Source organism: Nocardia sp. Marseille-Q1738 (genome assembly GCF_965283145.1).
On sequence record NZ_CBDIMS010000009.1, the window covers coordinates 100,595 to 127,035 of the forward strand.

The window sequence follows — 26,441 nt, forward strand, 5'->3', positions numbered from 1 at the left end:
GTGAACATGCCGGCCGCGATCCGATCGATGCTCACTCACCCCGACGACGCCGACGAGGTCGGCTCGGTATATGCCTACAGCCCTAGCGAGCGGACCAGGTCCAGCATCTCGGCGCGGAAAAGCTTTGCGGGAGCTTGTGATTGCGGGCGCAGATGACCGTACACTTCGAGCGCGATCAGGCCGTGCATCCGGCCCCACATGCGCAACGCGAGTGCGAGCGCATCCGGCGGCAGCGCCGGGAAGTCGGACCGCACGTGCTCGGCTAGGTCCGCGTCGAAGTCCGACCAGGCACACTCACCGATGGCCTGCCGCTGCGCGGCGTGCGGCCAGGCAGCCGCCGCGAGCCCCACCAAGCCGGTGCAGGCGCGCAATTCGGCGGCCGCGGCGGGGCCGCCGGGTGGCGGCTGATAACCCGGCACCGGGTCGCCGTAGATGAGCCGGAATTCGGCGGGGCGCTCGACCGCCCAGTCGCGCACTGCTTCCCCCCAAGCCACGATGCGTCCGGCCGGGTCTTCGGCGGGCACGGCGTCGCGCGCCGCTTCGAGGCGGTCGACCAATGCGGTGTAGACATCCGAGATGAGCGTGGAGATCAGGTCGTCGCGGGTGGCGTAGTAGCCGTAGACGGCTCCCGCCGTCATTCCCATCTCGCGGGCGATGGCGCGCAACGAGATCGCGTCGGGTCCCCCCTCGGCCAGCAGACTCATCGCGATCGTCTTGATGTCTTCCAGGGTCTGCGCGCGCAGACGTTCCCGGCGACTTCTCACGATCTCGGCCACGGTTGACACTCTACAGTGTTTGGCTACTATCAGCCGTGTCATAACTGAACGGCGTGTAGTAACTGAACATGTGTAGGAGAGTTCGTGGATATCGGGATTTTCGGGGCGACCGGCGTCATCGGTTCGCGCGTCGTCACCGAGGCACTGCAACGGGGACATCGGGTCACCGCCTTCACGCGCGACGCCGCGCGGATCCCCGCCGAACGGGGACAGGAGACATGGGCGGTGGCCGACTGGCTGAATGCCGACAGCATCGCCGCCGCCATCGCGGGTCTCGACGTCGTCGTGAGCGCGGTGAACGCGGGACACGGCATCCCGGACACCATCGCGAACGCGGGCAATTTCGTGGTCGGCGCGCAGGCGATGGTCGCCGCGCTCAACCGGCAGCCTCGGGTGCGCCTGATCGCGGTGGGCGGCGCGGGCAGCCTGGAGGTCGCCCCCGGGGTGCAGTTGCTCGACACTGGGGACGATTTCACCCGCACCCTCACCGAGGTATTGGACGTACCTGCAGAGTACGCCGAGGTGGTGCGCGCATTGCGCGATGCCTTGAACGTCTATCGCCTGTCCAATCGCAACTGGACGTACCTGAGCCCGTCGTCGGGCCGGATCAATCCCGGCACTCGCACCGGTCGCTTCCGCATCGGCGGCGACCAACTGCTGGTCGGCGACGCGGACATCTCCGCGGAAGACGTGGCCGTGGCCCTCCTCGACGAAGTCGAGCAACCCCGATTCATCCAGCGCCGCTTCACCGTCGGCTACTGAGAGAGCTTTCTGTCGTACCCCTCCGGCACAATAGAACGCGTCGGACGTCGTCGACCTGGTTGCCACGCAAAGTAATCCGCAACCCGAGAGATAGGGGGCACTATGCCCGACGTCCATGCCTCGACGCCCGACCGGCTCGCCGCGGACCACGAAAAGCTCGTGGCCTTCGCGGTGGAGATCGAGCGGCACCGTTCTCTGCTGCGCCGCGCGGCGGAGGATTATCGGTGGCGCGTTGCCCAGCGGGTCGAGCACTTGGACCCGTCGGAGCAGGAGCCGTGGCTGCGGCAGGCTGAGCAGTTCATCGAGTCGCTGATGATCGACCCGGTCAAGCACAGCACCCTGGATCTGGACGCTTACCGGGCCATCCGGGACGGCGTGCCGGTACGGTTCGACGCCGAACTCCGGTCGTACGTCCTGCACACTCCGGAGCGCGAGCCACTGGTGATCCGCCCCGGATTGGCGGAGCATCGGCTGGGCGTCATCGCCCGGCTGGCCACGCTCGGGTTGCGGCTCGAGCAGATCCAGGTCGTCGCGCTCACCACGGCCCAGATGGTGGCGCCACAGGAAGCGGCGCGTCCGCCCGCGGAAGCGCCGAAAGTCCGTCGCGGTACCACGAAACCCTCGCGGCATGAGCACACCGTGGGGCACTGAAAACGCTCATCGAAAATGACTGTGCCCCAACCGGAATCCGGTTGGGGCACAGTCATCAGCTGGTGCCGATCAGGCGTTGCCGGAGAGCTTCTCCCGCAGGGCCGCCAACTGGGCGTCGCTGGCGAGCGAACCGCCGGCGGGCTCGGCCTGGCTGGCGGAGGACTGCGCACCGCTCTCGGAGGAGTAGTTCGACGCGCCGCCGCCGTTCGCGGCCTCGGCCGCGGCGTCGGCCGCCATCTTCTCCATCTGCGCGGTGTGCATCTTGTGGCGACGCTCCGCCTCGGCGTAGCGGCCTTCCCACTCCTCGCGCTGCTTCTCGAAGCCCTCGAGCCACTCGTTGGTCTCGGGGTCGAAGCCCTCGGGGAAGATGTAGTTGCCCTGCTCGTCGTAGCTGTCGGCCATGCCGTACTTCGACGGGTCGAACTCGGCGTGGTAGTCCTCGTTGGCTTGCTTGAGGCTCAGCGAGATCCGGCGACGCTCCAGGTCGATGTCGATGACCTTGACCATCGCGTCATCGCCGACGGCGACGACCTGGTCCGGGACCTCGACGTGGCGCTCGGCCAGCTCGGAGATGTGCACCAAGCCCTCGATGCCCTCCTCGACGCGAACGAACGCGCCGAACGGAACGAGCTTGGTGACCTTGCCCGGCACGATCTGGCCGATCGCATGGGTGCGGGCGAACTGCCGCCACGGGTCTTCCTGGGTCGCCTTGAGCGACAGCGAGACGCGCTCGCGGTCCAGATCGACGTCGAGGACCTCGACGGTGACCTCGTTGCCCACCTCGACGACCTCGGACGGGTGGTCGATGTGCTTCCAGGACAGCTCGGAGACGTGCACCAGACCGTCCACGCCGCCCAGGTCGACGAACGCGCCGAAGTTGACGATCGAGGAGACCACACCCTTGCGGACCTGGCCCTTCTGCAGCTGGTGCAGGAACTCGCTGCGGACCTCGGACTGGGTCTGCTCCAGCCAGGCGCGCCGCGACAGCACGACGTTGTTGCGGTTCTTGTCCAGCTCGATGATCTTGGCTTCGATCTCCTTGCCGACGTACGGCTGCAGATCGCGCACCCGGCGCATCTCGACGAGCGAGGCGGGCAGGAAGCCGCGCAGGCCGATGTCGAGGATCAGGCCGCCCTTGACGACCTCGATGACGGTGCCCTTGACGGCCTCGTCCTTCTCCTTGAGCTCCTCGATGGTGCCCCACGCACGCTCGTACTGCGCCCGCTTCTTCGACAGGATCAGGCGGCCTTCCTTGTCCTCTTTGGTGAGAACAAGCGCCTCGACCTCATCGCCCACGGAAACGACCTCGTTGGGGTCGACGTCGTGTTTGATGGAGAGTTCGCGGGAGGGGATGACGCCTTCGGTCTTGTAACCGATGTCGAGCAGGACCTCGTCGCGATCGACCTTGACGATGGTTCCTTCGACGATGTCGCCGTCGTTGAAGTACTTGATCGTGGCGTCGATGGCGGCGAGGAAATCCTCGGCGGAGCCGATGTCGTTGACGGCTACCTGCGGCGAGGTGACGGTGGTGGGCATGTGTCGGTTTGCTCCGGACGGATTGTGGTCGGTTGCGGACATTGGAACTTTCGGTACGCTGCGATCTCACCGCGAGGTGTGAAGACGGACACTTAGGAACGTACCGCACGCAACGCGCGTGAAACTCAGCACGGGTTGAACTCCGGTACGGCTGTACGGAAGACACTCGCGCGTTCAGCGTACGCGACCTTGGTCCGGCCGGGCAAACCGGTCCGGCCGCCACGCCGATAGTCTGATCGGCGTGTCGGAAGATCGCCATGCGCAAGCAAACGCACTGCTCGGAACGGCAGGCACGACCCGTACCCGGATCGGATCACCGGCCAGCCGGCTGGCCAGCCGACGCTGGTGGGATGCCGACGCCGCCCAGTACCACGAGACGCACGCGGAGTTCCTCGGCGTGGATTCCCCCGGCGGCGAGTTCGTGTGGTGCCCGGAGGGCCTGCACGAGGGCGACATGCGTTTCCTCGGCGACGTCGCGGGCAAAGTGGTCCTGGAGATCGGCTGTGGCTCGGCGCCGTGCGCGCGCTGGCTGGCCGGGCAGGGCGCGCGGCCGGTGGGGCTGGACCTGTCGCGCGGGATGCTCGAGCGCGGGCAGGCCGTGATGGCCCGCGGTGGCCCGCGGGTGCCGCTGGTGCAGGCGGACGCCGAGGCGCTTCCGTTCGCCGACGCGTCGTTCGATCTGGCTTGTTCGGCGTTCGGCGCGGTGCCGTTCGTCGCAGACTCGGCGCTCGTCATGCGGGAGGTGGCCCGAGTGTTGCGGGCGGGCGGGCGCTGGGTGTTCTCGGTGAATCACCCGATGCGCTGGATCTTCCCGGACGATCCCGGCCCGGCCGGCCTGACCGCCACCATCCCCTACTTCGACCGCACCCCCTATGTCGAGGTGGACGCCGCGGGCGTGCCCACCTACGTCGAGCACCACCGGACCATCGGGGACCGGGTGCGGGAGATCGTCGCGGCGGGACTGATCGTGGAGGACATCGTCGAGCCGGAGTGGCCGGAATGGCTCGACCGCGAATGGGGACAGTGGAGCCCGCTGCGCGGCGAGCTGTTCCCCGGCACCGCCATTTTCGTGACTAGGAAGCCGTGAGCGAGGACGGGTGATGCTCGTCGACCAGCTCGAGGATGGAGACCTCGTGGGAGACCAGCATCGCCTGGGCATGCGCACTGTCGGTGATCTTGCGCAATTCGTCCCGGAAGGCTTCGGCCGCCGCCGCGGTGTCGAAATCCAGGTCGATGAGCACCCGGTTCGGGTTGTGCGTGAACCGCTCCACGCGGCAGGTGCGTGCTCCGGCCTCGGCGCGGAACTGCTCCAAACCGTCGAACATCGTCTTCCAGGTGTCGTAGTCGCGCACGGTGTTGTCGACGTGCACTGTCGTGGTCATCGGACTCCCCTTTCGGTGCGGGCCACTGGAAAGTTGCTGATAACCAGTCTTCGCGCTGGGGATGACGGGCACCAGCCGCGATCGCGGGTATTTCGGCGCGGACCGCGCGTGCGTGCCAGAGCGTCGACAGGGAGCGGCATCGCCCGTGCCGCCGCGTCACTCGGTCGCCCCTGCCGACGCCGTTCCGTCGCCGCTTTTCGGTTTGCGCCCGGCCTGTTCCAGCGCCAGGCGCAGCGCGTACTCGATCTGGGCGTTGACACTGCGCAGGTCGTCGGCCGCCCACTTCGCGATGGCGTCGTGGACGGCCGGGTCCAGGCGTAGCAGCAGTTTCTTGCGCTCAGCCACGGGCTGCCCGCCTCAGGAGTAGAGCGAACCGGCGTTGACGACGGGCTGGGTCGGACGATCACCGCACAGCACGACGAGCAGATTCGACACCATCGCCGCCTTGCGCTCCTCGTCCAGCTCGACCATGCCCTGCTGGGCGAGCCGCTCCAGCGCGAGGCCGACCATGCCGACCGCGCCCTCGACGATCCGGGTGCGCGCGGCGACCACCTGGGCGGCCTGCTGGCGAACCAGCATGGCTTGGGCGATCTCGGGCGCGTAGGCGAGGTGGGTGATCCTGGCCTCCAGCACCTCGATGCCCGCCATCTCGGTGCGCTCCCGCAGTTCGACGGTGAGTTCCTCGGCGATCTCGGCGCCGTCGCGCAGGCTGGTGCGTTCGTCGTCGTGCGCGTCGTACGGGTGCGTGGTGGCCAGATGGCGGACCGCCGCCTCGGACTGGGTCTCGACGTACTCCTCGTAGTCGTCGACGGCGAAGGCGGCCTTGAAGCTGTCCACCACCCGGTAGACCACCACGGCGGCGATCTCCACCGGGTTGCCGTCGGCGTCGTTGACCTTGAGCTTCTGGGTCTCGAAGTTGCGCACGCGCAGCGAGATGCTCTTGCGGTCGGTCAACGGGAGCACCGAGAAGAACCCCGGCTCGCTCACCGAGCCGATGTAGCGGCCGAAGAACTGGACCACCTTGGCCTCGTTCGGGTTCACCACGGTCAGGCCGGTCGCGAGCAACAGCAGGACCACCACGACAACTATCGCGGCCACCGCGCCGCCGATGGCGAGCGCGTTGCCGTCCTTGGCTCCCGCGACGAAACCGAGCGCCGCGGCGCCACCGAACACCACCGTGAGCACCAACCAGCCCAACAGCACCAGAAAGCCGTTGACGCGGAACGCGGAGCGAAACTGCATGACATCCTCCCAATATCAGAGTGATATCACGAAGATAGCATCCCGCCGTCGCGCAGGCCAGAGCGCGACGGCGCGACGGGCGTCAGCGGGCGGGCCGGATATTGCGGTTGAAACGGAACAGGTTGCGCGGGTCGTGCTCCGCCTTGAGCGCGGCCAGCCGCGCGTAGGTCTCGGGCCGATAGCCCGCGCGGGTCTGCGCCTCGTCGGCTTCGCCGCCCGCGCCGTAGAGGAAATTCAGGCTGTGCCCCAGAGTCCACGGCGCCAGCGCGGCACGGATCCCGGCCCTGGTCGCGGCGTCTTCGGGTCCGGTGATGATCCGCACGATGTACTCGGCCTCGCGATGGTCCACCGCGATTCCGGCGCCGCCCGGACGAGCCAGCGCCCCGCCGAGATGACGGACGTCGATGACCGCCCCCGCGCCGGACTCCGGACCGGCGGCGGCCAGCAGTGCGGCGGCCGCGTCTTCGGTGAACGCACCGAGCAGCGCGTTGGTGGCGGCGTAGGCGTGCGGATGGTCAGGGTCGCTGTGGATGGTGTGCGACTCGGTGTAGGGCATCGCGCGCAGGTCGTCTTTCAGCCGGTCGCCGACCGCGCGCAGCGGTGCGACCAGGCGCTCGCCCTCCTCGGCCGGGCCGGTGAAGGCGATCCGGATGGAGGCGACGTACCGCCCGCGCAGCGGCCCGGGCACCTGGGGGATATCCGGGAAGGCGAGCATGGTGACCGTCGAGGTCAGCTCGTCCGGCACGGTCGCGGTCCACCGCCGCCACGCGTCCAGCGCTCGTTCGACCAGTGGTGTGTCGAATACCAGCTGCCCGCCGTACACCTCGGTGAGGGGAACCAGCTCGACATCCAGCGCCGTGATGACGCCGAAGTTGCCTCCGCTGCCGAGCACGGCGCCGAACAGCTCGTCGCCGGGCGTCAGCGTGCGCACCCGGCCGTCGGCGGTGACCAACTCGATCGCCCGCACGTGCTCGGCGGCGTATCCGAACCGCCGGGCGAGCAGCCCGACCCCGCCGCCGAGCAGGTAGCCAACCACGCCGACCGAGGGCGACGAACCGTTCAGCGGCGCGAGCCCGTGCTCGGCCGCCGCCTCGACCAGCGCGCCCGCGCGCACACCCGCGCCGATGTGTGCCGTCCGGTTCGCCGGATCGATCCGGATGCGCGTCATCCGGCGGGTGCTGATGAGCACTCCCCCGTCGGCCGCGACCGACAGCCCGTGCCCGGTGGCCTGCACGGCGATCGGAAGATCGTGCCGCGCGGCGTATTCCACCGCGGCGCGCACGTCCTCGGCGTGTACCGCGCCGACGATCAGCGCGGGTCGGTGGGTGTAGGCGGTCTGGAAACCGGCGATCTCCGCGTCATAGTCCGGTTCGCCCGGACGGAAGACCGGGCCGGCGAAGGCGTCGATGTCGATGGTCTGTGCGGCGTTGTTTCCCATGACTCCGACGATGCTCTACCGCGAACAAGAAGTAAAACAGATAGTTTTTCTAGATACTAGAATCAACGGTTATGGAATTGCGTCAGCTTCGCTACTTCGTCACGGTCGCGCACGAGGGGAGCTTCACCCGCGCCGCGGCCCGGCTGCATCTGGCCCAGCCCGGGCTCAGCGCGCAGATCCGGCAACTGGAACGCGAACTAGGCCAGCCGTTGTTCGACCGCGGCGGGCGCACCGTGACGCTCACCGAGGTCGGCGCCGCCGTGCTGGAACACGCGGAGGCGGCGCTGGCCACCGCCGAGCGGATCACCCGGACGGTGGACGAGTTCACCGGCCTGCTGCGCGGACAGGTCCGGGTCGGCCTCATCTCGGGCGCGGCGGTCGAGGAATTCGATGTCGCCGCCGTACTCGCCGATTTCCACGACGACCATCCGCAGGTCGGCATCAGTCTCACCGAGGACACCTCCGAGCGGATGCTCGCCGCCCTCGGCCGGGGGGAGCTGGATATCGCGCTGATCGGACTGACCGGTGCGGAATTGGATCCCGGCATCGGCATCGACGTGGTGCTGGAGACGGCGGTGGTGGCCGCGGTCCCAGCGGCGGACACCGACTACGGCGCGGAGATCCCGCTCACCGCGCTGCGTGAGCATCCGGTGATCTGCCTTCCCTCGGGCACCGGCATCCGCGGCGTGTTCCAGCGTGCTTGCGCCGCGGCGGGATTCGAACCGACCATCGCCTACGAGGCGGCCGCACCTCCGCTGCTGCTGCGATTGGCCGCGCGCGGCCTCGGCGTCGCCGTGGTGCCTGCGCTCACCGCCGAGGAGTCCGTGGCCTTCGGGGTGCGGACCGTGCGGATCATCGAGCCCGAACTGCGCGGACGTCTCGCGCTGGCCTGGCGCACCGACCGCCCCGGCAGCCCGGCGGCGAAAGTGCTACTCGGCCAGCTGCGAATCGCCTTGCGCGCAGACACATAAAGAGCTCGGGTGCGCTGCGCCCAGTTCAGAGCAGCCTCGAAAGAAAGGCCTTGGTGCGCTCGTGCCGCGGGTTCGCCAGCAGCTCACGGGGCGGCCCCGCCTCCACGACCACGCCGCCGTCCATGAAGACCAACTGGTCGGCGACCTCCCGCGCGAAACCCATCTCGTGGGTGACCACGACCATCGTCATGCCCGACTCCGCGAGTTCCCGCATCACGGCGAGCACCTCGCCGACCAGCTCCGGGTCCAGCGCGGAAGTGGGTTCGTCGAACAGCATGAGCTTCGGGTCCATGGCCAGCGCACGGGCGATGGCCACGCGCTGCTGCTGGCCGCCGGACAACTGCGCCGGGTAGGCGTTCGCCTTCTCGGCCAAGCCGACCCGGGCCAGCAGTTCCCGCGCTCTGGTCACCGCCTCCGCCTTGCGGATCTTCTTGACCTGCGTGGGCGCCTCGATGAGGTTCTCCAGCGCGGTCCGGTGCGGAAACAGGTTGAAGTGCTGGAACACCATGCCGATCTCGCGGCGCTGCTTTGCCGCCTCGCGCGGATGCAGTTCGTAGAGCTTGCCGTTCTTCTCCTGGTAGCCCACCAGCTCGCCGTCGACGTACAGCCTGCCCGCGTTCACCTGCTCGAGGTGGTTGATGCAGCGCAGGAAAGTGGACTTGCCGGAGCCGGACGGCCCGATCACGCACAGCACTTCGCCCCGGCCCACCTCGAGCGAGACGCCCTTGAGGACCTGCAACGCACCGAAGTTCTTGCACACCCGATCCGCGACGATCATCGGCGCAGGCGTGGTCTTTCCGAGATCGGTGCTCATTTCGCCTTCACCACCGCTTGGGCGTCGGCGAGTTCCTGCAGCTGCTTGGCGGTCAGCTGCCGGGAAACGCCGCGCGAGTAATAGCGCTCCAGATAGTACTGCCCGACCATCAGCACACTGGTGATCGCCAGATACCAGGTGGCGGTGACCAGCAGCAGCGGAATCGGCTGGAAGTTCACGCCGTAGATATCGCGCGCCCGGCCGAAGATGTCGGTGCTCAGCGGGATGGCGGTAACCAGCGCGGTGGTCTTCAGCATGCCGATGAGCTCGTTGCCGGTCGGCGGAATGATCACCCGCATGGCCTGCGGCAGAACGGTCCTGCGCATGGTCTGGCTCCAGGACATGCCGAGCGCGATGGACGCTTCCCGCTGTCCTTCACCGACCGAATTGATGCCCGCCCGGACGATCTCGGCCATGTAGGCGGCTTCGTTGAGGCCGAGGCCGATCACGGCGAAGGTGAACGCCGCTTGGAGTCCCTGCACGTCGAGCTCGAAGAACTGCGGTCCGAACGGAACGCCGAGGTGGATCTGCCGATACAGCGAGGGGAACAGCCCCCAGAACACCAACTGCACGAACACCGGCGTGCCACGGAAGATCCACAGGTACACCCACGCCGAGGCACGCAGGACCGGGTTCGGCGACAGGCGCATCACGGCCAGTACCGTCCCGAGCACGACGGCCATGCCCATCGCGAGCACGGTCAATTCCAGCGTGACGAGGGCACCGGCGGTGATCCGGCTGTCGAACAGATACTTCCCGTAGGTATCCCAGCGGTACGCCGGGTTCGTCGCGGCACCGTAGACGAACAGCCCCACCAAGACCAGGATGACCGCCGCCGCTATCCAGCGACCGGGCCTGCGCAGCGGAACCGCTTTGATCGGCTCCGGCTCCCGCGTCGAATCCGCCCCGTCGGGCCCGGGGTCGCCGGGCGCCGGCCGGGTATCGTTGTCGGCCATCGATCAGTTCACGGCGCCGTTGATCACGGACTTGGTGATGGCGCCTTCCTGGACACCCCAATTCCTCGTGATCTCGAGGTACTTACCGTTGTCGATCAGGTGCTGGACGGCCTTCTGCAACACCGCGGCCAGCGGCGCGCCCTTGGCCACCGCCCAGCCGTACGGCGCGGAATCGAATACCGGGCCCGCGTTCTCGATTTTGCCGTCGCTCTGCTTGATCGCGTACGCCGTCACCGGGGAGTCGGCCGACATGGCGTCGACCTGACCGAGCATCAGCGCGTTGGTCGCGGCGCTCTGCTCGTCGAACGGCTTGATATCGATGGCGGGCTTGCCCTCGGCGACGCACTTGGCGCTCTTGGCGGGCACCTCATCGGTGTGCTCCACGGTGGTGGCCTGCACGGCGACCTTCTTGCCGCACGCGTTCTCCGGGTCGACCGGCTTGCCCTTCTGCTGGGCCCACTGGATGCCCGCGTTGAAGTAGGTGGTGAAGTCGACCTGCTGTTCGCGTTCCTTGGAGTCGGTGATCGAGGACATGCCCACGTCGTAGGTGCCCGCCTGAATCGCCGGGATGATCTTCTCGAAGGCCGACTCGACGTATTCGGCCTCGACGCCGAGCACGTCGGCGACCGCGTCCATCAGGTCAACGTCGAACCCGACGATCCGGCCGCTGGCGTCCTTGTACTCGTTGGGCTGATAGGGGATGTTCACGCCGACGACGATCTTGCCCGACTGCTTGATCTTGTCGGGGAGTTGCGCGGCGATCTCGTCGACCTTGTCCACCTGCACCTTGGGCACCGAGGGGCCGGACTCCTCGGTATTCGTGGTACAGCCCGTCAGCACCAGCGCGCCCGCGGCGAGCACACCCAGTGCGGCCCGCAGGGCGCGCCTGCCGAGAAACGATCGATCAGACACAGCAGTCCTCCACATTTCGGATACACGCAACCCGGGCGTCACCACCCGTTTGGCAATCTAAGCGACCGGGACGGTTCGCGCTGGGCAGTGACGGAACAGCGACACGAAGTCGTTGCGAACTGCCCTGCCGTCTCGCGTGCCGGTACATCGCCGCGACACCCTACCCGCTTGCTCCGTGACCAGCGGCTTTGGGATGCGAAGCGCACGTCGACGAGCGGTTGATGGTCCGGCGGCGCAGTGACCGCGCAAGTGTGTGCGCGTCAGCGGTCCGGGTCCGGGTCCGCGTCCGACCGGGCAGGCGCAGGCCAATGCCGAGCAGGCGACCGACAACTACATCCGGCAGTGGCGGCAAATCTCCGGCCGAGAACATTGCCGACGCAAAGCCCCTCGCGACAGAGACGTGCTCACCGAAACCCATCCGAAAAGGGACCGAAATATCCGAGACCATCGACTTCCTCCATTTCTTCCAGGGGAATCGCTGCGGTGACCGAGGACTTGCTGTTCGCCCAACCCCGTTTGCATCAATCGTCACAACAGAAACAAAAGCTTCTGGTCGGTCGGCAAATGGATTGATGCCGGGCGCTCATTAGACTCCGTGATCATCCCGCCCGTCCGACATGTGGGGCATTTCGGATGCACCATGGCTTTTCGAACAGTAGCCTTGACGCCGGCCACCGCCGGCAAATCCTTGCCGCCCCAGTCATAGCAGGTAGGTATGGAGCGTATTTATACGGCTTTTGTGTCTTCCACGTACACCGACCTGGTCATCGAGCGAGAGCTATTGCAGCGAAACTGTTTGCACGTGCGCACGATGCCACTGGGCATGGAGTTCTTCCCGTCGACCGGAGCGGGACAATGGAACTCCATCATGGACTGCCTGAAATCAGCGGACTTCTCGATATTTCTCCTGGCCGGCCGCTATGGATCCATCGATCCTTCAACCAATATCTCGTGGACGCACCGCGAATATCGTGAATCCAGAAAGCTCGGGAAGCCGAGCATTGTCCTGATGCGCCGGTCGATCGAGACACTGCCTCGGGACAAGGGCGAAACAGACGATGCCCGGTATCGGCAACTGCAAGCCTTCCGGCAAGAGGTATTGAACGGCCACGACTGCATCATGTGGGACTCCGAGACCGATTTGGTCACCGCTCTCCTCTCCTCGATCGGGCACATGAAGGAGAACCACACCATCGCAGGTTGGGTCCGCGGAACTCCGGATCCCGTGATCACCGACGAAAGCGCTTTCAGCCGGATAGTATTGCTGGTCGATACTACGCACCGCTACGAGCGGTCGAGTTACGTCGGGGACAATCTCGATCTCCACTACGCGACCCGGAGAATCATCAGATCGAATCTGACGCAAGGCCTGGCGACGGTACCACTCACGTTTACCAAGTCGAGCGACAGACTCGTTCCCTTCGACCCGGCGAACCCTCCTGCCCTGCGTCTCGATACGGCCATCCGCACCGGACCGGGCACAGCCGTACTCAGGCACGCGCGCAAGAACACCGGAACGGCGTACACGGTCGATGTGGCATTCGATCCGCCACTTCGCCAAAACGAGGAAGCAGATCTGCGAATATCCGGCATTTTCCCGAATTATCGGTTCGCCACCGCTGATCAGATCCGGCAGGCAACCGCCGACACCCCGCTCGGCTCCCGCTCCTTCGATTTCTACTCGTACAAGATCGCCTACCCGACCCGCGAGCTCAGCATGAAGGTCCAGCTACCCACCGCTCTGGGCATGACACCGTTGGGCACGCGCCACGGATTCCACGGCCAAATCGACTTTTTCGATACGCACTCGCCAGGGGAGAGTTACGAGCAAGGTCATGTCGAGATCGACGACACCACCTATCATTCTATGACGTTCCGGACGACCGACCCCAGATACATGCGGACATATCGCCTGGCGTGGCAACTCCCGTGAGCACCGGGCCTCAACCGCTGATCGCCGCATGCCGCGGGACTGGTCGCGGCAACAGGTCCGCCTGGACTACCTCCTGCGCACCCTGGCGCACACCTGCTCGGTGAATTCGCTGGTCGAAGCCAGTCCGCCGAGGTCGGCGGTGGCGATGCCCACTTCGAACGTCGCGGCGACGGCGCGCTCGATCCGCTCGCCCGCCCGGGCGAATGCCGCTTCCCCGTCCCTGGCCGCCAACCACCGCAACAACATCGCCGACGACAGTTGTAGCGCGGCCGGGTTCGCGCGATTGTGCCCGGCAAGCGTAGGGGCGGCACCGTGCACGGCCTGGGCCATGGCCTTGGTCGCGGAACAGTTCAGCGACGCGGCCAATCCGAGCGAGCCGCTCAACTCCCCGGCCAGGTCGGAGAGGATGTCGCCGAACAGGTTCTCGGTGACCAGCACGTCATAGTCGGCGGCGGCGCGAACCAGATGCGCGGCGGCCGCGTCGACATGCTCGTCGTCGACCTCGACACCCGGATAGGACCGGGCCACCTCGTAACAGACGTCCCGGAACAGTCCCATGGTCAGCGGCAGCACGTTGGCCTTGTGCACGATGGTCACCCGCTTGCGCCGCGCCGCGGCCAGCCGGAATGCCTGATGCGCGATCCGCTCGCAGGCGGCGCGGGTCACCAGGGCGACGGACATCGCGATGTCCGGTGTCGGCTGGAACTCACCCGTGCCCGCGAACATATTGCGATCGGCGTAGAAGCCCTCGCTGTTCTCCCGGACGATCACCAGATCAATGTCCGGGGCCGTCGCGTGCACGCCTGCGAACGCCCGCGCGGGGCGGATGTTGGCGTAGAGATCGAAGCGTTTGCGGATGGCGCCGCCCGGTGCGACCGCGCCGCGATGTTCGGCGGGGTACGACGCGTTGTCGTGCGGGCCGAGAATCCAGCCGTCCACGCCGTCGAGCGCGTCGAGTGTCTGCTCGGGCAGCGGCGTACCGAATTCGGCGATGGCGCGGTGTCCCATCGCCAGGGGCACCCACTCGACCGGCGCCGCGCCGACCGCCGACAGTGCCTCGTCGACCACCTGCCCGGCTGCGCGCACCACCTCGGGCCCGATGCCGTCGCCGTCGATCAGGCCGAGCCGCAGAGCCGCACGGGGTGTGTTCGCGTCGTTCACCGGAACATCCTCCCGCCGCGGTGCTCCGGCGGCGGAACCGGCCCGCGACGGCACCGGAGGCGGTTACCTTCAGGGGACCATGGTGCAGTCGGTCGAACTCCTCCTCGATGACGCCGCCGACGCGGAGATCCGCCAGCAGTGGCGGATGCTGGCGGAGGCCGGCGTGCCGAGCCTGGGCGCGCGCACCGACGAGGCCAACCGCCCGCACATCACCGCCGCGGTGGCGAAGCAGGTCTGGCCACGCATCGAGCAGGCGTTGGACGAGCAGGCCTTCTCGCCGATCGCGGTGCGCCTGGGCGGGCTGGTGGTCTTCGGTGCGCGCCGCCCCATCCTGGTGCGGCTGGTGGTGCCGTCGGAGCCGCTGCTTGCGCTGCACCGGCGCATCTTCCACACGATCTCGCCCTGCCCCGGCATTCCGGCCAATCTGCACCCGGACGCCTGGACACCGCACATCACGCTGGCCAGGCGGGTGCCGCCGCACCAGCTCGGCGAGGCGATCCACGCCGTCGCGCGGGACCGCGATTTTCCGGCGACCGTGCTGGGTATCCGTCGATGGGATGGTGATCAGCGGCGCGAGTGGCCGGTCGGCCGGGTCCGCCGTGGAAGATAACCGAGGCAGCCCGCGTTATAGCTGGCACATCGAAACGAGAGGACGTCATGGCCACCCAGACGCTGACCCAGCAGAATTTCGACGAGGTAGTCACCGGAAACGACGTGGTACTCGTCGATTTCTGGGCCGATTGGTGCGGCCCGTGCAAGAGTTTCGCACCGACCTTCGAGGCCTCCTCCGACAAGCACCCCGACGTGGTGCACGGAAAGGTCGACACCGAAGCCGAACAGGGCCTCGCGGCGGCCGCCAACATCCGTTCGATCCCGACCATCATGGCCTTCCGGGAGGGCGTGCTGGTGTTCGCGCAGCCCGGCGCGCTGCCACCCGCCGCGCTCGAGGATCTGGTGACCCAGGTCAAGGCGCTGGACATGGACGAGGTACGCAAGCAGCTCGCCGAGCAGCAGGCCGGTCAGCAGTGACCGTGGCGCGGTAAGTTCCCGCGCCATACTGATTCGACGCCAGGCCCGGACCCGGGACGCCCTGTGGGAGGCAGTCCGAGTCCGGGCCTGATCTGCGTCCGCACCCGGATGGCACGCTTCGAATCAGGACACGCCGAGCAGGTTGACGCCCGCGATCATCGCGCGCACCGTCGACTCGGCTCCGTCGTCGGCGATGGCGGCGCCCCAGCCGCGCCTGCCGTCGCACTCGCACTGCACGAAGGTGGCGGTGCCACTCGCGGTGCGCCGCTGGTGGAACTGCAGGATCTCCACCGGATATCCCTCGTCGTAGAGGGCAGAGGTCAGCGCCGCGACCGGGCTGCCGGCGGCGACGACGGTCCGCAGGTGCCCGGCGAACTCCAGGGTGGCGGTGAACTCGGCGGTGCGGCTGCCCGCGGGCGACCAGTCACCGAGGCGGATGGGGCCATTGTGCTCGCAGTAGCGGCGGTGGAACTCCGCCGAGGTGAGTCCGGCGCTTTCGGCCCGCAGACCCCTGGGAGCGGCGGCATGGAACATGTCGGTGTCGAGAGACAGGATGGTCATTGAAAGTAGGTCTTCCCGGAGAATGTCGTGGATCAGTTGACAGAGGGGACCAGCACTAACAAGTCATAACAGCCCGCAGCGAGGGGGCCGGCCCGGATCAGACCCCGCTACGGCGGGTTACTACGAGAGCTCGACGATGCTGCGCCGCCATCGCGGTAAGCGGAACTAGCCCGGCACGAACCTCCGGCCCGGAGGCGGTAGCCTCCGTAACCACGGAGGGCCCGGTCAGCGACGCCATCGACACAGCGCGGTCGCGGTCTGCGACACGGAGCGCTGCGCTGTGGCGGTCGGCGGGATTCGGCACGCGATCGAGGATAGGGAAATCGCGGCGCAATAGCAACCACATCCGGTGCCCGATTTGTCTACTGACGAGTACCATTCGCGCAGTTCAGGCCGTTGCGGGCGCAGCGAAGGTAGCGTTGCCGACATGGGTCTCATCGCCATGACCATCCCGGGTCTGTCCCTCCTTCTCATCGCGCTCGCCTTCGCGGAAGTCATGTGGAACAAGCTCACCGGAAGCCGCGTGCTGCCGTGGACACGCAAACGGTCGGGCCGCCCGGTGTCGGCCGCGGGCTTCGAAGAGGTGACGGCGGTCTTCCAGGGCGCCAAGCATTATGAATTCGAGCAGCGGATGACGACGCTGATGCACAAGGAAGACAAATCCGACGGCGCGCCGCCGCGCGACGAGGTGGATCTCACCTCCGGGTCAGCGCGTCTGGTCGTTCGCCCGCCGCGGTGAGATCCACCTCGTTCAGCTCGCCGGTGGCGACATCGAAGACGAAGCCGCGGATGGCGTCCTTGTGCGGCACGAACGGGCTGGCGATGATGCGCGCGATCGATTGGCGCACATCGGTTTCCAGGTCCGAGAACGACTCCACCGACCACTCCGGCTTGATCCCGGTCTCCTCCTGGATGGCGGCCTTGAAGGCGTCGTCGGTGAAAGTGAGCATGCCGCAATCGGTGTGGTGGATCAGGATGATCTCCCTGGTGCCGAGCAACCGCTGACTGATCGCCAGCGAGCGGATCTCGTCGGCGGTCACCACACCGCCCGCGTTGCGGATGACGTGTGCCTCGCCCTCCGCGATGCCGAGCGCTCCGTAGACGTTGAGCCGCGCATCCATGCACGCGACCACGGCCACGCCCTTCGAGGGCGGCAAAGGCAGGGGGCCTTGGAAGGCGCTCGCGTACGCCGCGTTGTTCGCCAGGTATTCATCGGTGACAGTCATGGGCCATCCCCTGCGCTCGGTATGCGTGAATCCCTCTATGACCAGCCTGACGGTAGATGCCCGCGCGCGGCGGGACACCCGTCCCGTTCGCGGTGATTCGTTCACTGGCGCGGCGAGCCGATGATAGCTCCCGGCAAGCCGAATGCCGGGCCCGTGCGGTCGGACCCGGCATGTCCGCTCGGTGGGTTTCGCGGGTTTTCAGTGCGCGGCGGCGTCCCAGCTCCGGCCGACGCCCACCGAGACCTCCAAGGGCACCGACAGGGCGATCGCCGAGGACATCTGTTCGCGCGCCAGCGCTTGCAACGTCTCCCGCTCCCCTTCCGCGACCTCGAACAGCAACTCGTCGTGGATCTGCAGCAACATCCTGGAACGCAGCCCGGCCGACCGCATCGCCCGGTGCACGTTGATCATCGCGACCTTGATGATGTCGGCCGCGGTGCCCTGGATCGGGGCGTTGAGCGCCATCCGCTCGGCCCCCTCCCGGCGCTGCCGGTTGCTGGAGTCCAGATCCGGCAGGTAGCGGCGACGGCCGAACAGCGTCTCGGTGTAGCCGACCTTGCGCGCCTGCTCGACCACCTCGTACAGGTAGTCGCGGATCCGGCCGAAGCGGGCGAAGTAGACTTCCATCTGCTCCTTCGCCTCGGTGGTGCTGATCTTCAGCTGCGCCGACAGTCCATAGGAACTCAGCCCATACGCCAGGCCGTAGGACATCGCCTTGATCCGGCGGCGCAACTCCGGAGTCACCTCGGCGATCGGGATGTCGAACGCCTTCGACGCGACGAAGCTGTGCAGGTCCTCACCGGAGTTGAACGCCTCGATCAAGCCCTCGTCCCCGGACAGGTGCGCCATGATCCGCATCTCGATCTGGCTGTAATCCGCGGTCATCAGCGACTCGTAGCCGGAGCCGACCACGAAGGTGTCGCGGATCTGCCGTCCGGTGTCGGTGCGGATCGGGATGTTCTGCAGATTCGGATCGGTCGAGGACAACCGGCCGGTCGCGGCGATCGTCTGGTTGAACGTGGTGTGGATGCGCCCGTCCTCGGCGACGCACTTGAGCAGGCCGTCGACGGTGACCTTGAGCCGGGTGGCGTCGCGGTGCGCGAGCAGGTGCTCCAGGAACGGGTGCTGGGTCTTCTCGAACAGCGACTCCAGCGCGTCCGCGTCGGTGGTGTAGCCGGTCTTGGTGCGCTTGGTCTTCGGCATGTCCAGCTCGTCGAACAGCACCACCTGCAGTTGCTTGGGCGAACCCAGGTTGATCTGCTTGCCGATCACGTCGTAGGCCGCGTTGGCCGCCTCGGTGACCCGGTCGGCGAATTGCCGCTGCAACGTCGCCAGCTGGTCGGTGTCCACCGCGATACCCGCGTCCTCCAGGGTGGACAGCACGCCGAGCAGCGGCAGCTCCATATCGGCGAGCAGCGGCGTGGACTCGATCTCGCGCAGCTCCTCATCCAGCGCGTCGGCCAGGTCGGCGACGGCGCGGGCGCGCAGCATCTGCGCCCGCGCCAGTTCGGCGTCGACGGTGTCCTCCTCGTCGAGCAGGGACAGCTGCGCGGTCGCGGCGGCCTCGGCGCGCAACTCCCGGTGCAGGTAGCGCAGCGAGAGATCGTCGAGGTTGAAGGTGCGCTGGCCGGGGCGGACCAGGTAGGCGGCCAGCGCCGTGTCGCTGGTCAGCCCGTCGAGGGTCCAGCCGCGGCCGCGGAGCGCGTGCACGGCGGCCTTCGCCTCGTGCAGTGCCTTGGGCACGGCCGGATCGGCGAACCATGCGCCGAGCGCGGCCTCGTCCTCCGGGGTGAGCACGGTGACGTCGATGTAGCCGCTCTCGCCGTCAGCGGCCGCGATGGCGAGCGCACGCACGTCACCGCGTGCCGGAATGCCCGTTCCGACGACCGAGACGCCATGGCGCACACCGGCTTTCGCGTGCTCGGCGAGCCACGCGGCGACGGCGCCGATCTCCAGCGCGCCGCCGCTGATCTCGAAACCGGCCTCCGCCTCGGGTTCCGGCGGGGCCAGCGTCTCGAACAGCCGGTCGCGCAGCACGCGGAACTCGAGATCGTCGAACAATCGGTGGATCTTCTCCCGATCCCACGGCCCCTGCGCCAGCTGGTCGGGCGTGTACGGCAGCGGCACGTCCCGCATCAACTCGGTGAGCTGGCGGTTGAGCACCACACTGCTCAGGTTGGCCCGCAGCGCGTCGCCGACCTTGCCCTTCACCTCGTCGACCTTGTCGACCAGGGCGTTCAGGTCGCCGTACTCGCGGATCCACTTGGCGGCGGTCTTCTCACCGACGCCGGGGATGCCCGGCAGATTGTCGCTCGGATCGCCACGCAGCGCCGCGTAGTCGGGGTACTGGTTCGGTGTGAGGCCGTACTTGGCCATCACCTCGTCGGGGGTGAACCTGGTCAGATCGGAGACGCCCTTGCGCGGGTACAGCACGGTGACGTTCTCGCCGACCAGCTGGATGGCGTCCCGGTCGCCGGTGACGATGAGTACGCGGAAGCCCTCGGCCGATGCGCGCGTGGTGAGCGTGGCGATGATGTCGTCGGCCTCGAAGCCCTCGATCGCCATCACCGGAATGCCCAGCGCGCCGAGCACGTCCTTGGTGAGTTCGACCTGCCCGCGGAACTCGTCCGGCGTGGTGGTGCGGTTGGCCTTGTACTCCGGGTACGCCTCGGCGCGGAAAGTCTGGCGCGACACGTCGAACGCCGCGGCCACGTGCGTCGGCTTCTCGTCGCGCAGCAGATTGATCAGCATCGCGGTGAAGCCGTACACCGCGTTCGTGGTCTGCCCGGTGACCGTCTTGAAGTTCTCCGCCGGTAGCGCGAAGAACGCGCGGTAGGCGATCGAATGACCGTCCAGCAGCAGCAGCGTCGGCCGGTCGCCCGACCCGGGATCGCTGGAGCCGGACGCGGTGGCGGGACGCGGAGCGGTCGTGGGTGAACTCACGCTCCAGAGTCTAGGGACCGCCACCGACAAGCCGATACGCCGTGTCGATGGTTCGCTCGCTGCGCTCACTCACAGCGCGGCGACCAGCTCGCGCAGCACCGGCAGGCTCACCGACCCCGAACCGAGCACCACGTCGTGGAAGGCCTTGATGTCGAAATCCGCGCCGAGCCGCTCGTGGGCGGCCACCCGCTGGCGCCGGATCTCCAGCTGGCCCACCTTGTAGCCGACCGCCTGCCCCGGCATGGCGATGTAGCGATCCACCTCCACGGTGATCTCGGCGAGCCCGACCGGTGCGTTCGCCACCATGAAGTCGATGGCCTCCTGCCTGGTCCAGCCTTTCGCGTGCAGACCGGTGTCGACCACCAGACGGCAGGAGCGCCACGAATCCCCCGCCAGCATGCCGAGGCGGCCCAGATCGTTCTCGTACAAACCCATTTCGTCCGCCAGCCGCTCGGTGTAGAGGGCCCAGCCTTCGACGAAAGCGGTGTTGGCGAAGGACTGACGCTGGAAGCGCGGCAGGTGGTCGAGCTCGTTGGCGATGGTGAGCTGGAGGTGGTGGCCGGGGATCGCCTCGTGGTAGGCCACCGACGCGGTCTCGTAACGGCCGCGGCCGGTGGGGTGGTGCTGGTTGACGAAGTAGGTGCCGGGCCGGGATCCGTCGGCGGCGGGCGGGAAGTAGTAGGCCGCGGGCGCGTCCGCGGCGAGGAACTCCGGCACCGGCACGATGTCGCAGGATTCCTTCGGCAGCCGTCCGAACCAGTTCCCCATCTCGGCCGTGGCCAGTGACAGCGCCCGGCGCGCGTCGAACATGATCTGCTCGGCATCCTCGTAGCACAGCGCGGGATCGTCGCGCAGCCGGGCGAACACCTCGCCGAGATCCCCCGTGCCGAACAGCCGCTCGCCCACCGTGGCGTACTCCTCGCGCAGCTTCGCCAGTTCGCTGAGGCCCAGTTCGTGGATCTCCTCGGCGCCGAGATCCGGCAGCGTGGTGTGGTGGCGCAGCAGCCGTCGGTAGATGTCGCCGCCGTCGGAGCCGAGCCAGCAGAGGCCCGGCTTGTCGTCGGGGCGGCTGGCGGGCAGCAGTTCGTCGTACAGCGCGTCGCGGTAGGCCTGGAACGCCGGGCGGATGACATCCTTTGCCACCTCGGCCAATTCGGCCCGCCAGGCGGCCTCGCCGTCCCAGTCGTCCGGTCCGGCGAACGTGACGAACGGATCGGCGGCGAGAGCCGAGTCCAGGTAGCCGTCGAGCTGGTTGAGCGAGCGCTCGATGGTGATCCGGGCGGGCGCGCGCCCCGCGGCCACACCCGACCGGAACCGTTCCACGGCTTGGCCGAGCATGGTGCCGAACTGCCGGTAGCGCTGGACCAGCGCCAGCGCGTTCTCCGGGCGCGGCGCGTTGGTCTGCGGCGCCATCATCAATATCCCGGCGTGCACGCCGTTCATCTGGTCGGACGCCATCTCGACCGGCCGCCACTCCGCGTGCTCGACCGCGCCGCCCAACTCGGTGCGCAGCAGACTGCGGGTGATGCGATCGGTCGGGTTCAGCCGGTCGGCGTCGAGAGCGTCCACCGCGCGCAGCAGCTCGCGCCAGGTCGCGAGCAACCGCTGCTCCGCCTCGGCGGACAGATCCTCGATCCGGTCGTCGAAGCGGCGGTCGCCGAGCATGGTCGCCTCGCTCGGCGCCGCCTCCAGCACACTGTCCCAGTACCGCTCGGCCAAGCTCATCAGCTCGTCGTGACCATCCATGGTCACGATCATGCCTCGAGCCGGGCCGCGCGGCACCGGACTCGGCTCGCCTAACCCACGCCGAGATACGCCGATTTCACCGCGGGATCGGTGAGCAGTTCGCCGCCGCGGCCGGTCTTGGTGACCTCGCCGGTCTCCATGATGTAGGCACGGTGGCTGCGGGCCAGCGCCTGCTGGGCGTTCTGCTCGACCAGCAGCACGGTGGTGCCCTGCTGGTTGATCTCGCTGATGATCCGGAAGATCTGCTGGATCACCATGGGCGCCAAGCCCATCGACGGCTCGTCGAGCAGCAGCAGCCGCGGCCGGGCCATCAGCGCGCGGGCGATGGCCAGCATCTGCTGCTCACCGCCGGAGAGCGTGCCGCCGACCTGTTTGCGCCGCTCGAGCAGCCGCGGGAACAGCTCGAAAACCCACTCCAGCGTCCGGTCGTACTCGGCCTTCTGCTTGAAAACCCGTCCGTAGCAACCCATGTCGAGGTTTTCCTGCACCGTCATGCCGGGGAACACGCCCCGGCCCTCCGGCGCCTGGATCAGGCCGCTGGTCACCCGTTCGTGCGCCTTCATATGGGTGATGTCGCGGCCCTCGAACAGGATTCGCCCGCGGGTCAGCGGCAGCAGTCCGGACATGGCGCGCATGGTCGTCGTCTTGCCCGCGCCGTTGGCGCCGAGCAGGGTGACCAGTTCGCCCTCCGCGACGGTCAGCGAGATGCCGTGCAGCGCTTGGATTCTGCCGTAGTTGACGACCATGTCCTCGACTTCGAGCAGCGGGGCGGCCGCACCGGAATCGGTGGACTTGCCCGGCGTCTCGGGCGGTACGAAGGGCTTGTCGGCCGTCGGCTTGCCCGGCACCGGCCGCGGCCCGGACTGTGTGCCGGACGCACCGCCTTCCTCTGCGGCAGCACCGGATCCGCCTGGGACAGCATTTGATTCGACCGCGTTGGTATCCGGCACGCCGAGATACGCCGCGATCACGGCCGGGTTCTCCCTGATGTCCGCGGGCAGGCCGTCGGCGATCTTGCGGCCGAACTCCAGCACCACGATCCGGTCGGTCACGCCCATGACCAGCCGCATGTCGTGCTCGATCAGCAGTACCGTGAACCCGTCGTCGCGGATCTTGCGGATCAGGTCCATGAGCGCGGACTTCTCGCTCGGGTTGAACCCGGCCGCCGGCTCGTCCAGGCACAGCAGCTTCGGCTCGGTGGCCAGCGCACGAGCGATCTCCAGGCGGCGCTGGTCGCCGTAGGAGAGGTTGCGCGCCTTCTCCACCGCTCGCGGGGCGATGCCGACGAACTCCAGCAACGCCATGCCGCGTTCGATGGCGTCGCGTTCCTCGCGCCGATGCCGCGGCGTCCGGAACACCGCACCTGGCACCGAGGTCTTGTGCCGCGCGTCGGTGCCGACCACCACGTTCTCCAGCGCGGTCATCTCACCGAAGAGCCGCACGTTCTGGAACGTGCGCGCGATGCCGAGGCGGGTGATCGCATTGCGCTTGGTCTTCGTCAGCGGCTTCCCGTCGAAGTACACCAGTCCGGAGGCGGGCTGGTAGACGCCGGTGATCGCGTTGAAGCAGGTGGTCTTGCCCGCGCCGTTGGGACCGATGAGGCCGAGGATCTCGCCGCGACGGATCTGGAAGCTCACGTCGTCCAGGGCGGTGAGACCGCCGAACTTCACCGTCAGGCCCTCGGTGCGCAACAGCGGTTCGCCCACCGCGGTCTCGATGACCCGATGTGGCGCAACGACTTCCGCGACCGTTTGGGAGTCGGCGAGATCCGGGATCACCGCGGTCACATCGACCGTGCCCGCACTCTGGACCTCCGGTGGGGGCGCATAGCCCGCCGCCATGTCCTCGTTGTCGAACAGCGCGTCACCCGCGCCCGGCCCGGTCATCGTCCTACTCCGATCGGCTCGCGCACGGCCGGTCTGCGCACGGCCTGATACACCTGCCTGCCGTAGGTGAGCAGCTTCTGCCGCACCGGGAACAGACCCTGCGGACGCAGAATCATCATCACCACCAACGCGATACCGAAATACAGATACTTGAGGTCACCCAGCGATTGCGCGCCGCCCTTGCGGAACAGCAACACGCTGCCGAGCAGCAGCAGCGCCAGCACGCCGCTGGCCACCATTCCCGTGATCACCCCGCGGCGCGGCCACGCGCCGAGCCGGTCGGCCCACAGCCGCCAGACGACGATCAGCGCGACGAACACCGCGACGTCGATCGCCAGCAGGACGTACCCGGTGGACTCGTTGCTCACCAGGTTCACCGATTGCAGTCGCGCGGGCAGATAGGCGATGACGAACGCGCCGAAGATCACGCCGAGCTTGTTGCCCTGACCACCGATGACCACCGCGCACAGGAACAGCATCGAGTTGATGATGTTGAACCCGGTCGGGTTGATGAACTGCACCTGTCCGGCGTAGATCGCACCGGACATGCCGCCCACCGCGGCGCCGATCATGAACGCCCACAGCTTGAACTTGAACGTCGGCACGCCCATGATCTCGGCCGCGTCCTCGTCCTCGCGGATTGCCACCCAGGCGCGGCCGACCCGGCTGCGCTCCAGATTGCCGACCATCAGCAGCACGAGCACCACCAGCGCCATGCCGAGCCAGTACCAATAGGTGCCGTAGCTGGCGCGGTCGAGGAGGTTCGCGGCGTCCGGGTCCCCGCTGTTGCCGCCGGAGAACACGCCTTCCGGCCTGCTCTCGGATTCGCCGACATGCGGGTAGGCCACACCCGACAGACCGAGGCTGCCGTTGGTGATCTCGGTGAGGTTTTCCGCCAGCAGCCGAACGATCTCACCGAAGCCGAGCGTCACGATCGCCAGGTAGTCACCGCGCAGGCGCAGCGTCGGCGAACCGAGGATCAAGCCGGAGACGGCGGTCACCGCCACCGCGAGGGGCAGGCAGGCCAGCCACGCCCACTCCGGATCCAGCCAGCCGCCGTCGGTCTGGTTCCACGGGCTGTTGGGGCTGGTGAGCAGGCCGACGGTGTACGCGCCGACGGCGTAGAACCCGACGTAGCCGAGGTCGAGCAGGCCCGCCTGACCGACCACCACGTTGAGGCCGATCGCCAGCAGCGCGTACATCGCCACCTGCGCCATCACCAGGCCGAAGTTGTAGGAGGGTGTGTTCAGCAGCGGCGGAGGGAACAGCGGCAGCAGCGCAAGCAGGAGAAGAATCGGGACGCCGACGCCCCACTGCGCGGGCCTGCTCAGGCCGTCCCACCAGGTGCGGATCGCGTCGCCGAGGCCGTGGCGCGCGGTGTCCGGCGCGGGCCCCGCCGTCTTGGTCGTGTCGGTCATGCGCGTGCCCTTCCGAGACTCTCGCCGAGGATGCCGGTCGGGCGAACCATCAGCACAAGAACCAGCACCACGAACGCGACCACGTCGCGCCATTCGGTGCCGAACAGGATCTGGCCGTACTGCTCCACCACACCGAGCAGCAGGCCGCCGAGCAGGGCGCCGCGCAGATTGCCGATGCCACCCAGCACCGCGGCGCTGAACGCCTTGATGCCGAGGATGAATCCGCCGGAGTAGATGATCCCGTTCGGGATCTTGAGCGTGTACAGCATCGCCGCCGCGCCCGCGAGCACGCCGCCGATGAGGAAGGTGAGCATGATGACCCGCTCCCGCGAAACACCCATCAGCGTCGCGGTGTCCGGGTCCTGGGCCACGGCCCGGATGCCGCGCCCGAACTTGGTCTGGTTGATCAGGACCTCGGTGACGATCGCCAGCACCACCGCGGCGAACACGATGAGCAGCATGATGTTGGTGACGTCCGCGCCGCCGAAACTGAACTGCACGGTGGGCTCGACGAGCCGGATCGCCTGCTGCGCGTTGGTACCGCCGAGGTCGGAGCGGATCTTCGGCAGCACGAAGTGCACCAGTTCCTGGAGCACGAACGACATGCCGATCGCGGTGATCAGGAAGGCCAGCGGTTTGGCGCCCCGCTTACGCAGCGGCCGATAGGCCGCCCGTTCCAATCCGACGGCCGCACCGCCGGATACCAGCATGCCCACGACCATCGCCAATCCCAGATAGACGACGGTGAGCACGACACCCTGGGTGTAGACATCGGGACTCGCGACGAATCCGAAGATCATCAACCCGATCAATTGCCCGAACAAGCCGAGCATGAAGATTTCCGAATGGGCGAAATTGATCAGGCGCAATACGCCGTAGACCAACGTATAGCCCACGGCGACCAAGGCATAGATGGCGCCATAGGTCACTCCGTCGACGGTCAGTCGCCAGAAACTATCGATCAACCCCTCGTAGTTGAAGTCGATCGAGCCGCCGAGGAGTTGTGCCCCACCGGCCAATGCCGTTGATTTCATTTATTTCTTGCCCTCATCCATTCGCCCGCCGAACAACGGCACGTATCGGGGTTCGCACGAACCC

25 protein-coding genes and 1 pseudogene are annotated in these 26,441 nt (G+C 67.6%); 8 read left to right on the top strand and 18 right to left on the bottom strand.

The features are described from left to right. Nucleotides 1–74: 74 nt before the first annotated feature. Nucleotides 75–776 carry a TetR/AcrR family transcriptional regulator gene (locus ACWPXK_RS27145; protein WP_454199001.1) on the bottom strand — a complete coding sequence of 234 codons (702 nt, stop codon included), beginning with the start codon at nt 774–776 and terminating at the stop codon, nt 75–77. Nucleotides 777–860: 84 nt separating this feature from the next. On the opposite strand from ACWPXK_RS27145, the gene ACWPXK_RS27150 reads away from it, so the two are divergent. Next, nucleotides 861–1,538, top strand: coding sequence for an NAD(P)-dependent oxidoreductase (locus ACWPXK_RS27150; RefSeq protein WP_454199002.1), 678 nt, complete (start codon nt 861–863; stop codon nt 1,536–1,538). A gap of 102 nt (nt 1,539–1,640) precedes the next feature. Further along, nucleotides 1,641–2,189 carry a hypothetical protein gene (locus ACWPXK_RS27155; protein WP_454199003.1) on the top strand — a complete coding sequence of 183 codons (549 nt, stop codon included), beginning with the start codon at nt 1,641–1,643 and terminating at the stop codon, nt 2,187–2,189. A 69-nt stretch (nt 2,190–2,258) separates the two neighbouring features. Here ACWPXK_RS27155 and rpsA read toward each other — a convergent pair whose 3' ends face one another. After that, complete coding sequence (gene rpsA, locus ACWPXK_RS27160) at nt 2,259–3,725, bottom strand: 30S ribosomal protein S1 (RefSeq protein ID WP_067467495.1); 1,467 nt, start codon at nt 3,723–3,725, stop codon at nt 2,259–2,261. A 241-nt stretch (nt 3,726–3,966) separates the two neighbouring features. Between rpsA and ACWPXK_RS27165 the strand changes: the two genes are divergently transcribed. Beyond that, nucleotides 3,967–4,812 (top strand): class I SAM-dependent methyltransferase, encoded by an 846-nt coding sequence (locus ACWPXK_RS27165; RefSeq protein WP_454199004.1) that lies wholly within the window; start codon nt 3,967–3,969, stop codon nt 4,810–4,812. Here the strand turns inward: ACWPXK_RS27165 and ACWPXK_RS27170 are convergent. From ACWPXK_RS27170 to ACWPXK_RS27185, 4 genes are all read right to left on the bottom strand, one after another. Beyond that, complete coding sequence (locus ACWPXK_RS27170; protein WP_454199005.1) at nt 4,799–5,107, bottom strand: hypothetical protein; 309 nt, start codon at nt 5,105–5,107, stop codon at nt 4,799–4,801. The genes ACWPXK_RS27165 and ACWPXK_RS27170 overlap by 14 nt on opposite strands. A gap of 156 nt (nt 5,108–5,263) precedes the next feature. Beyond that, nucleotides 5,264–5,452 carry a hypothetical protein gene (locus tag ACWPXK_RS27175; RefSeq protein WP_454199006.1) on the bottom strand — a complete coding sequence of 63 codons (189 nt, stop codon included), beginning with the start codon at nt 5,450–5,452 and terminating at the stop codon, nt 5,264–5,266. 12 nt (nt 5,453–5,464) lie between these two features. Next, nucleotides 5,465–6,349, bottom strand: coding sequence for an SPFH domain-containing protein (locus ACWPXK_RS27180; RefSeq protein ID WP_454199007.1), 885 nt, complete (start codon nt 6,347–6,349; stop codon nt 5,465–5,467). Nucleotides 6,350–6,431: 82 nt separating this feature from the next. Beyond that, a complete protein-coding gene (locus tag ACWPXK_RS27185; protein WP_454199008.1) occupies nt 6,432–7,787 on the bottom strand; it encodes an FAD-binding oxidoreductase in 1,356 nt (451 codons plus the stop codon). Nucleotides 7,788–7,858: 71 nt separating this feature from the next. On the opposite strand from ACWPXK_RS27185, the gene ACWPXK_RS27190 reads away from it, so the two are divergent. Next, nucleotides 7,859–8,758, top strand: a complete 900-nt coding sequence (locus ACWPXK_RS27190; RefSeq protein WP_454199009.1) for a LysR family transcriptional regulator — start codon at nt 7,859–7,861, stop codon at nt 8,756–8,758. A 25-nt stretch (nt 8,759–8,783) separates the two neighbouring features. On the opposite strand, the gene ACWPXK_RS27195 is transcribed toward ACWPXK_RS27190, so the two are convergent. From ACWPXK_RS27195 to ACWPXK_RS27205, 3 genes are read right to left on the bottom strand one after another with little or no spacing between them, the layout of a single operon-like run. Further along, nucleotides 8,784–9,536: an amino acid ABC transporter ATP-binding protein gene (locus ACWPXK_RS27195; RefSeq protein WP_454199149.1), complete on the bottom strand. Its 753-nt coding sequence runs from the start codon at nt 9,534–9,536 to the stop codon at nt 8,784–8,786. Nucleotides 9,537–9,568: 32 nt separating this feature from the next. Further along, on the bottom strand, nt 9,569–10,528 hold the full coding sequence (locus ACWPXK_RS27200) for an amino acid ABC transporter permease (RefSeq protein WP_454199010.1): 960 nt from the start codon (nt 10,526–10,528) through the stop codon (nt 9,569–9,571). A 3-nt stretch (nt 10,529–10,531) separates the two neighbouring features. Continuing rightward, complete coding sequence (locus ACWPXK_RS27205) at nt 10,532–11,455, bottom strand: ABC transporter substrate-binding protein (RefSeq protein ID WP_454199011.1); 924 nt, start codon at nt 11,453–11,455, stop codon at nt 10,532–10,534. Nucleotides 11,456–12,155: 700 nt separating this feature from the next. Here ACWPXK_RS27205 and ACWPXK_RS27210 point away from each other — a divergent pair. After that, complete coding sequence (locus tag ACWPXK_RS27210) at nt 12,156–13,373, top strand: DUF4062 domain-containing protein (RefSeq protein WP_454199012.1); 1,218 nt, start codon at nt 12,156–12,158, stop codon at nt 13,371–13,373. Nucleotides 13,374–13,439: 66 nt separating this feature from the next. Here the strand turns inward: ACWPXK_RS27210 and ACWPXK_RS27215 are convergent, their stop codons facing one another. Next, nucleotides 13,440–14,534: an isocitrate/isopropylmalate dehydrogenase family protein gene (locus ACWPXK_RS27215; protein WP_454199013.1), complete on the bottom strand. Its 1,095-nt coding sequence runs from the start codon at nt 14,532–14,534 to the stop codon at nt 13,440–13,442. A gap of 79 nt (nt 14,535–14,613) precedes the next feature. Between ACWPXK_RS27215 and ACWPXK_RS27220 the strand changes: the two genes are divergently transcribed. Both ACWPXK_RS27220 and trxA read left to right on the top strand, forming a co-directional pair. Continuing rightward, nucleotides 14,614–15,144 (top strand): 2'-5' RNA ligase family protein, encoded by a 531-nt coding sequence (locus ACWPXK_RS27220; protein ID WP_454199014.1) that lies wholly within the window; start codon nt 14,614–14,616, stop codon nt 15,142–15,144. 47 nt (nt 15,145–15,191) lie between these two features. Further along, nucleotides 15,192–15,563 (top strand): thioredoxin, encoded by a 372-nt coding sequence (gene trxA, locus ACWPXK_RS27225; RefSeq protein ID WP_040777328.1) that lies wholly within the window; start codon nt 15,192–15,194, stop codon nt 15,561–15,563. Between the two features lie 123 nt (nt 15,564–15,686). Here the strand turns inward: trxA and ACWPXK_RS27230 are convergent, their stop codons facing one another. Continuing rightward, complete coding sequence (locus tag ACWPXK_RS27230) at nt 15,687–16,124, bottom strand: 2-keto-3-deoxygluconate kinase (protein WP_454199015.1); 438 nt, start codon at nt 16,122–16,124, stop codon at nt 15,687–15,689. A 427-nt stretch (nt 16,125–16,551) separates the two neighbouring features. Here ACWPXK_RS27230 and ACWPXK_RS27235 point away from each other — a divergent pair, with 427 nt between their 5' ends. Next, on the top strand, nt 16,552–16,863 hold the full coding sequence (locus ACWPXK_RS27235; RefSeq protein WP_454199016.1) for a DUF6191 domain-containing protein: 312 nt from the start codon (nt 16,552–16,554) through the stop codon (nt 16,861–16,863). On the opposite strand, the gene ACWPXK_RS27240 is transcribed toward ACWPXK_RS27235, so the two are convergent. The 7 genes and pseudogenes from ACWPXK_RS27240 to ACWPXK_RS27270 form a co-directional block, all read right to left on the bottom strand. Next, a complete protein-coding gene (locus ACWPXK_RS27240) occupies nt 16,820–17,350 on the bottom strand; it encodes a beta-class carbonic anhydrase (protein WP_454199017.1) in 531 nt (176 codons plus the stop codon). The genes ACWPXK_RS27235 and ACWPXK_RS27240 overlap by 44 nt on opposite strands. 198 nt (nt 17,351–17,548) lie before the next feature. Then, complete coding sequence (gene polA / locus ACWPXK_RS27245) at nt 17,549–20,293, bottom strand: DNA polymerase I (RefSeq protein ID WP_454199018.1); 2,745 nt, start codon at nt 20,291–20,293, stop codon at nt 17,549–17,551. A 69-nt stretch (nt 20,294–20,362) separates the two neighbouring features. Further along, nucleotides 20,363–22,039, bottom strand: a complete 1,677-nt coding sequence (locus ACWPXK_RS27250; protein WP_454199019.1) for a DUF885 domain-containing protein — start codon at nt 22,037–22,039, stop codon at nt 20,363–20,365. Between the two features lie 50 nt (nt 22,040–22,089). Continuing rightward, on the bottom strand, nt 22,090–22,785 hold the full coding sequence (locus ACWPXK_RS27255; protein ID WP_454199150.1) for an ABC transporter ATP-binding protein: 696 nt from the start codon (nt 22,783–22,785) through the stop codon (nt 22,090–22,092). A 195-nt stretch (nt 22,786–22,980) separates the two neighbouring features. Continuing rightward, nucleotides 22,981–23,925: pseudogene (locus tag ACWPXK_RS27260) on the bottom strand (ABC transporter ATP-binding protein); the annotation flags it as partial. After that, on the bottom strand, nt 23,922–25,343 hold the full coding sequence (locus ACWPXK_RS27265; protein WP_454199020.1) for a branched-chain amino acid ABC transporter permease: 1,422 nt from the start codon (nt 25,341–25,343) through the stop codon (nt 23,922–23,924). The gene ACWPXK_RS27265 and the pseudogene ACWPXK_RS27260, both read right to left, overlap by 4 nt. Further along, nucleotides 25,340–26,377 carry a branched-chain amino acid ABC transporter permease gene (locus ACWPXK_RS27270; protein ID WP_454199021.1) on the bottom strand — a complete coding sequence of 346 codons (1,038 nt, stop codon included), beginning with the start codon at nt 26,375–26,377 and terminating at the stop codon, nt 25,340–25,342. The genes ACWPXK_RS27265 and ACWPXK_RS27270 overlap by 4 nt, the downstream gene beginning before the upstream one ends. Between the last annotated feature and the right edge of the window lie 64 nt (nt 26,378–26,441).

Coding starts and splice junctions, on each gene's coding strand:
- ACWPXK_RS27220 (WP_454199014.1), top strand. CDS start 14,614: ATGGTGCAGTCGGTCGAACTCCTCCTCGATGACGCCGCCGACGCGGAG.
- ACWPXK_RS27270 (WP_454199021.1), bottom strand. CDS start 26,377: ATGAAATCAACGGCATTGGCCGGTGGGGCACAACTCCTCGGCGGCTCG.
- ACWPXK_RS27185 (WP_454199008.1), bottom strand. CDS start 7,787: ATGGGAAACAACGCCGCACAGACCATCGACATCGACGCCTTCGCCGGC.
- ACWPXK_RS27155 (WP_454199003.1), top strand. CDS start 1,641: ATGCCCGACGTCCATGCCTCGACGCCCGACCGGCTCGCCGCGGACCAC.
- ACWPXK_RS27235 (WP_454199016.1), top strand. CDS start 16,552: ATGGGTCTCATCGCCATGACCATCCCGGGTCTGTCCCTCCTTCTCATC.
- ACWPXK_RS27210 (WP_454199012.1), top strand. CDS start 12,156: ATGGAGCGTATTTATACGGCTTTTGTGTCTTCCACGTACACCGACCTG.
- ACWPXK_RS27230 (WP_454199015.1), bottom strand. CDS start 16,124: ATGACCATCCTGTCTCTCGACACCGACATGTTCCATGCCGCCGCTCCC.
- ACWPXK_RS27265 (WP_454199020.1), bottom strand. CDS start 25,343: ATGACCGACACGACCAAGACGGCGGGGCCCGCGCCGGACACCGCGCGC.
- ACWPXK_RS27195 (WP_454199149.1), bottom strand. CDS start 9,536: ATGATCGTCGCGGATCGGGTGTGCAAGAACTTCGGTGCGTTGCAGGTC.
- ACWPXK_RS27180 (WP_454199007.1), bottom strand. CDS start 6,349: ATGCAGTTTCGCTCCGCGTTCCGCGTCAACGGCTTTCTGGTGCTGTTG.
- ACWPXK_RS27205 (WP_454199011.1), bottom strand. CDS start 11,455: ATGTGGAGGACTGCTGTGTCTGATCGATCGTTTCTCGGCAGGCGCGCC.
- ACWPXK_RS27255 (WP_454199150.1), bottom strand. CDS start 22,785: ATGGTCGTCAACTACGGCAGAATCCAAGCGCTGCACGGCATCTCGCTG.
- ACWPXK_RS27250 (WP_454199019.1), bottom strand. CDS start 22,039: ATGGATGGTCACGACGAGCTGATGAGCTTGGCCGAGCGGTACTGGGAC.
- ACWPXK_RS27200 (WP_454199010.1), bottom strand. CDS start 10,528: ATGGCCGACAACGATACCCGGCCGGCGCCCGGCGACCCCGGGCCCGAC.
- ACWPXK_RS27190 (WP_454199009.1), top strand. CDS start 7,859: ATGGAATTGCGTCAGCTTCGCTACTTCGTCACGGTCGCGCACGAGGGG.
- rpsA (WP_067467495.1), bottom strand. CDS start 3,725: ATGCCCACCACCGTCACCTCGCCGCAGGTAGCCGTCAACGACATCGGC.
- ACWPXK_RS27170 (WP_454199005.1), bottom strand. CDS start 5,107: ATGACCACGACAGTGCACGTCGACAACACCGTGCGCGACTACGACACC.
- trxA (WP_040777328.1), top strand. CDS start 15,192: ATGGCCACCCAGACGCTGACCCAGCAGAATTTCGACGAGGTAGTCACC.
- ACWPXK_RS27240 (WP_454199017.1), bottom strand. CDS start 17,350: ATGACTGTCACCGATGAATACCTGGCGAACAACGCGGCGTACGCGAGC.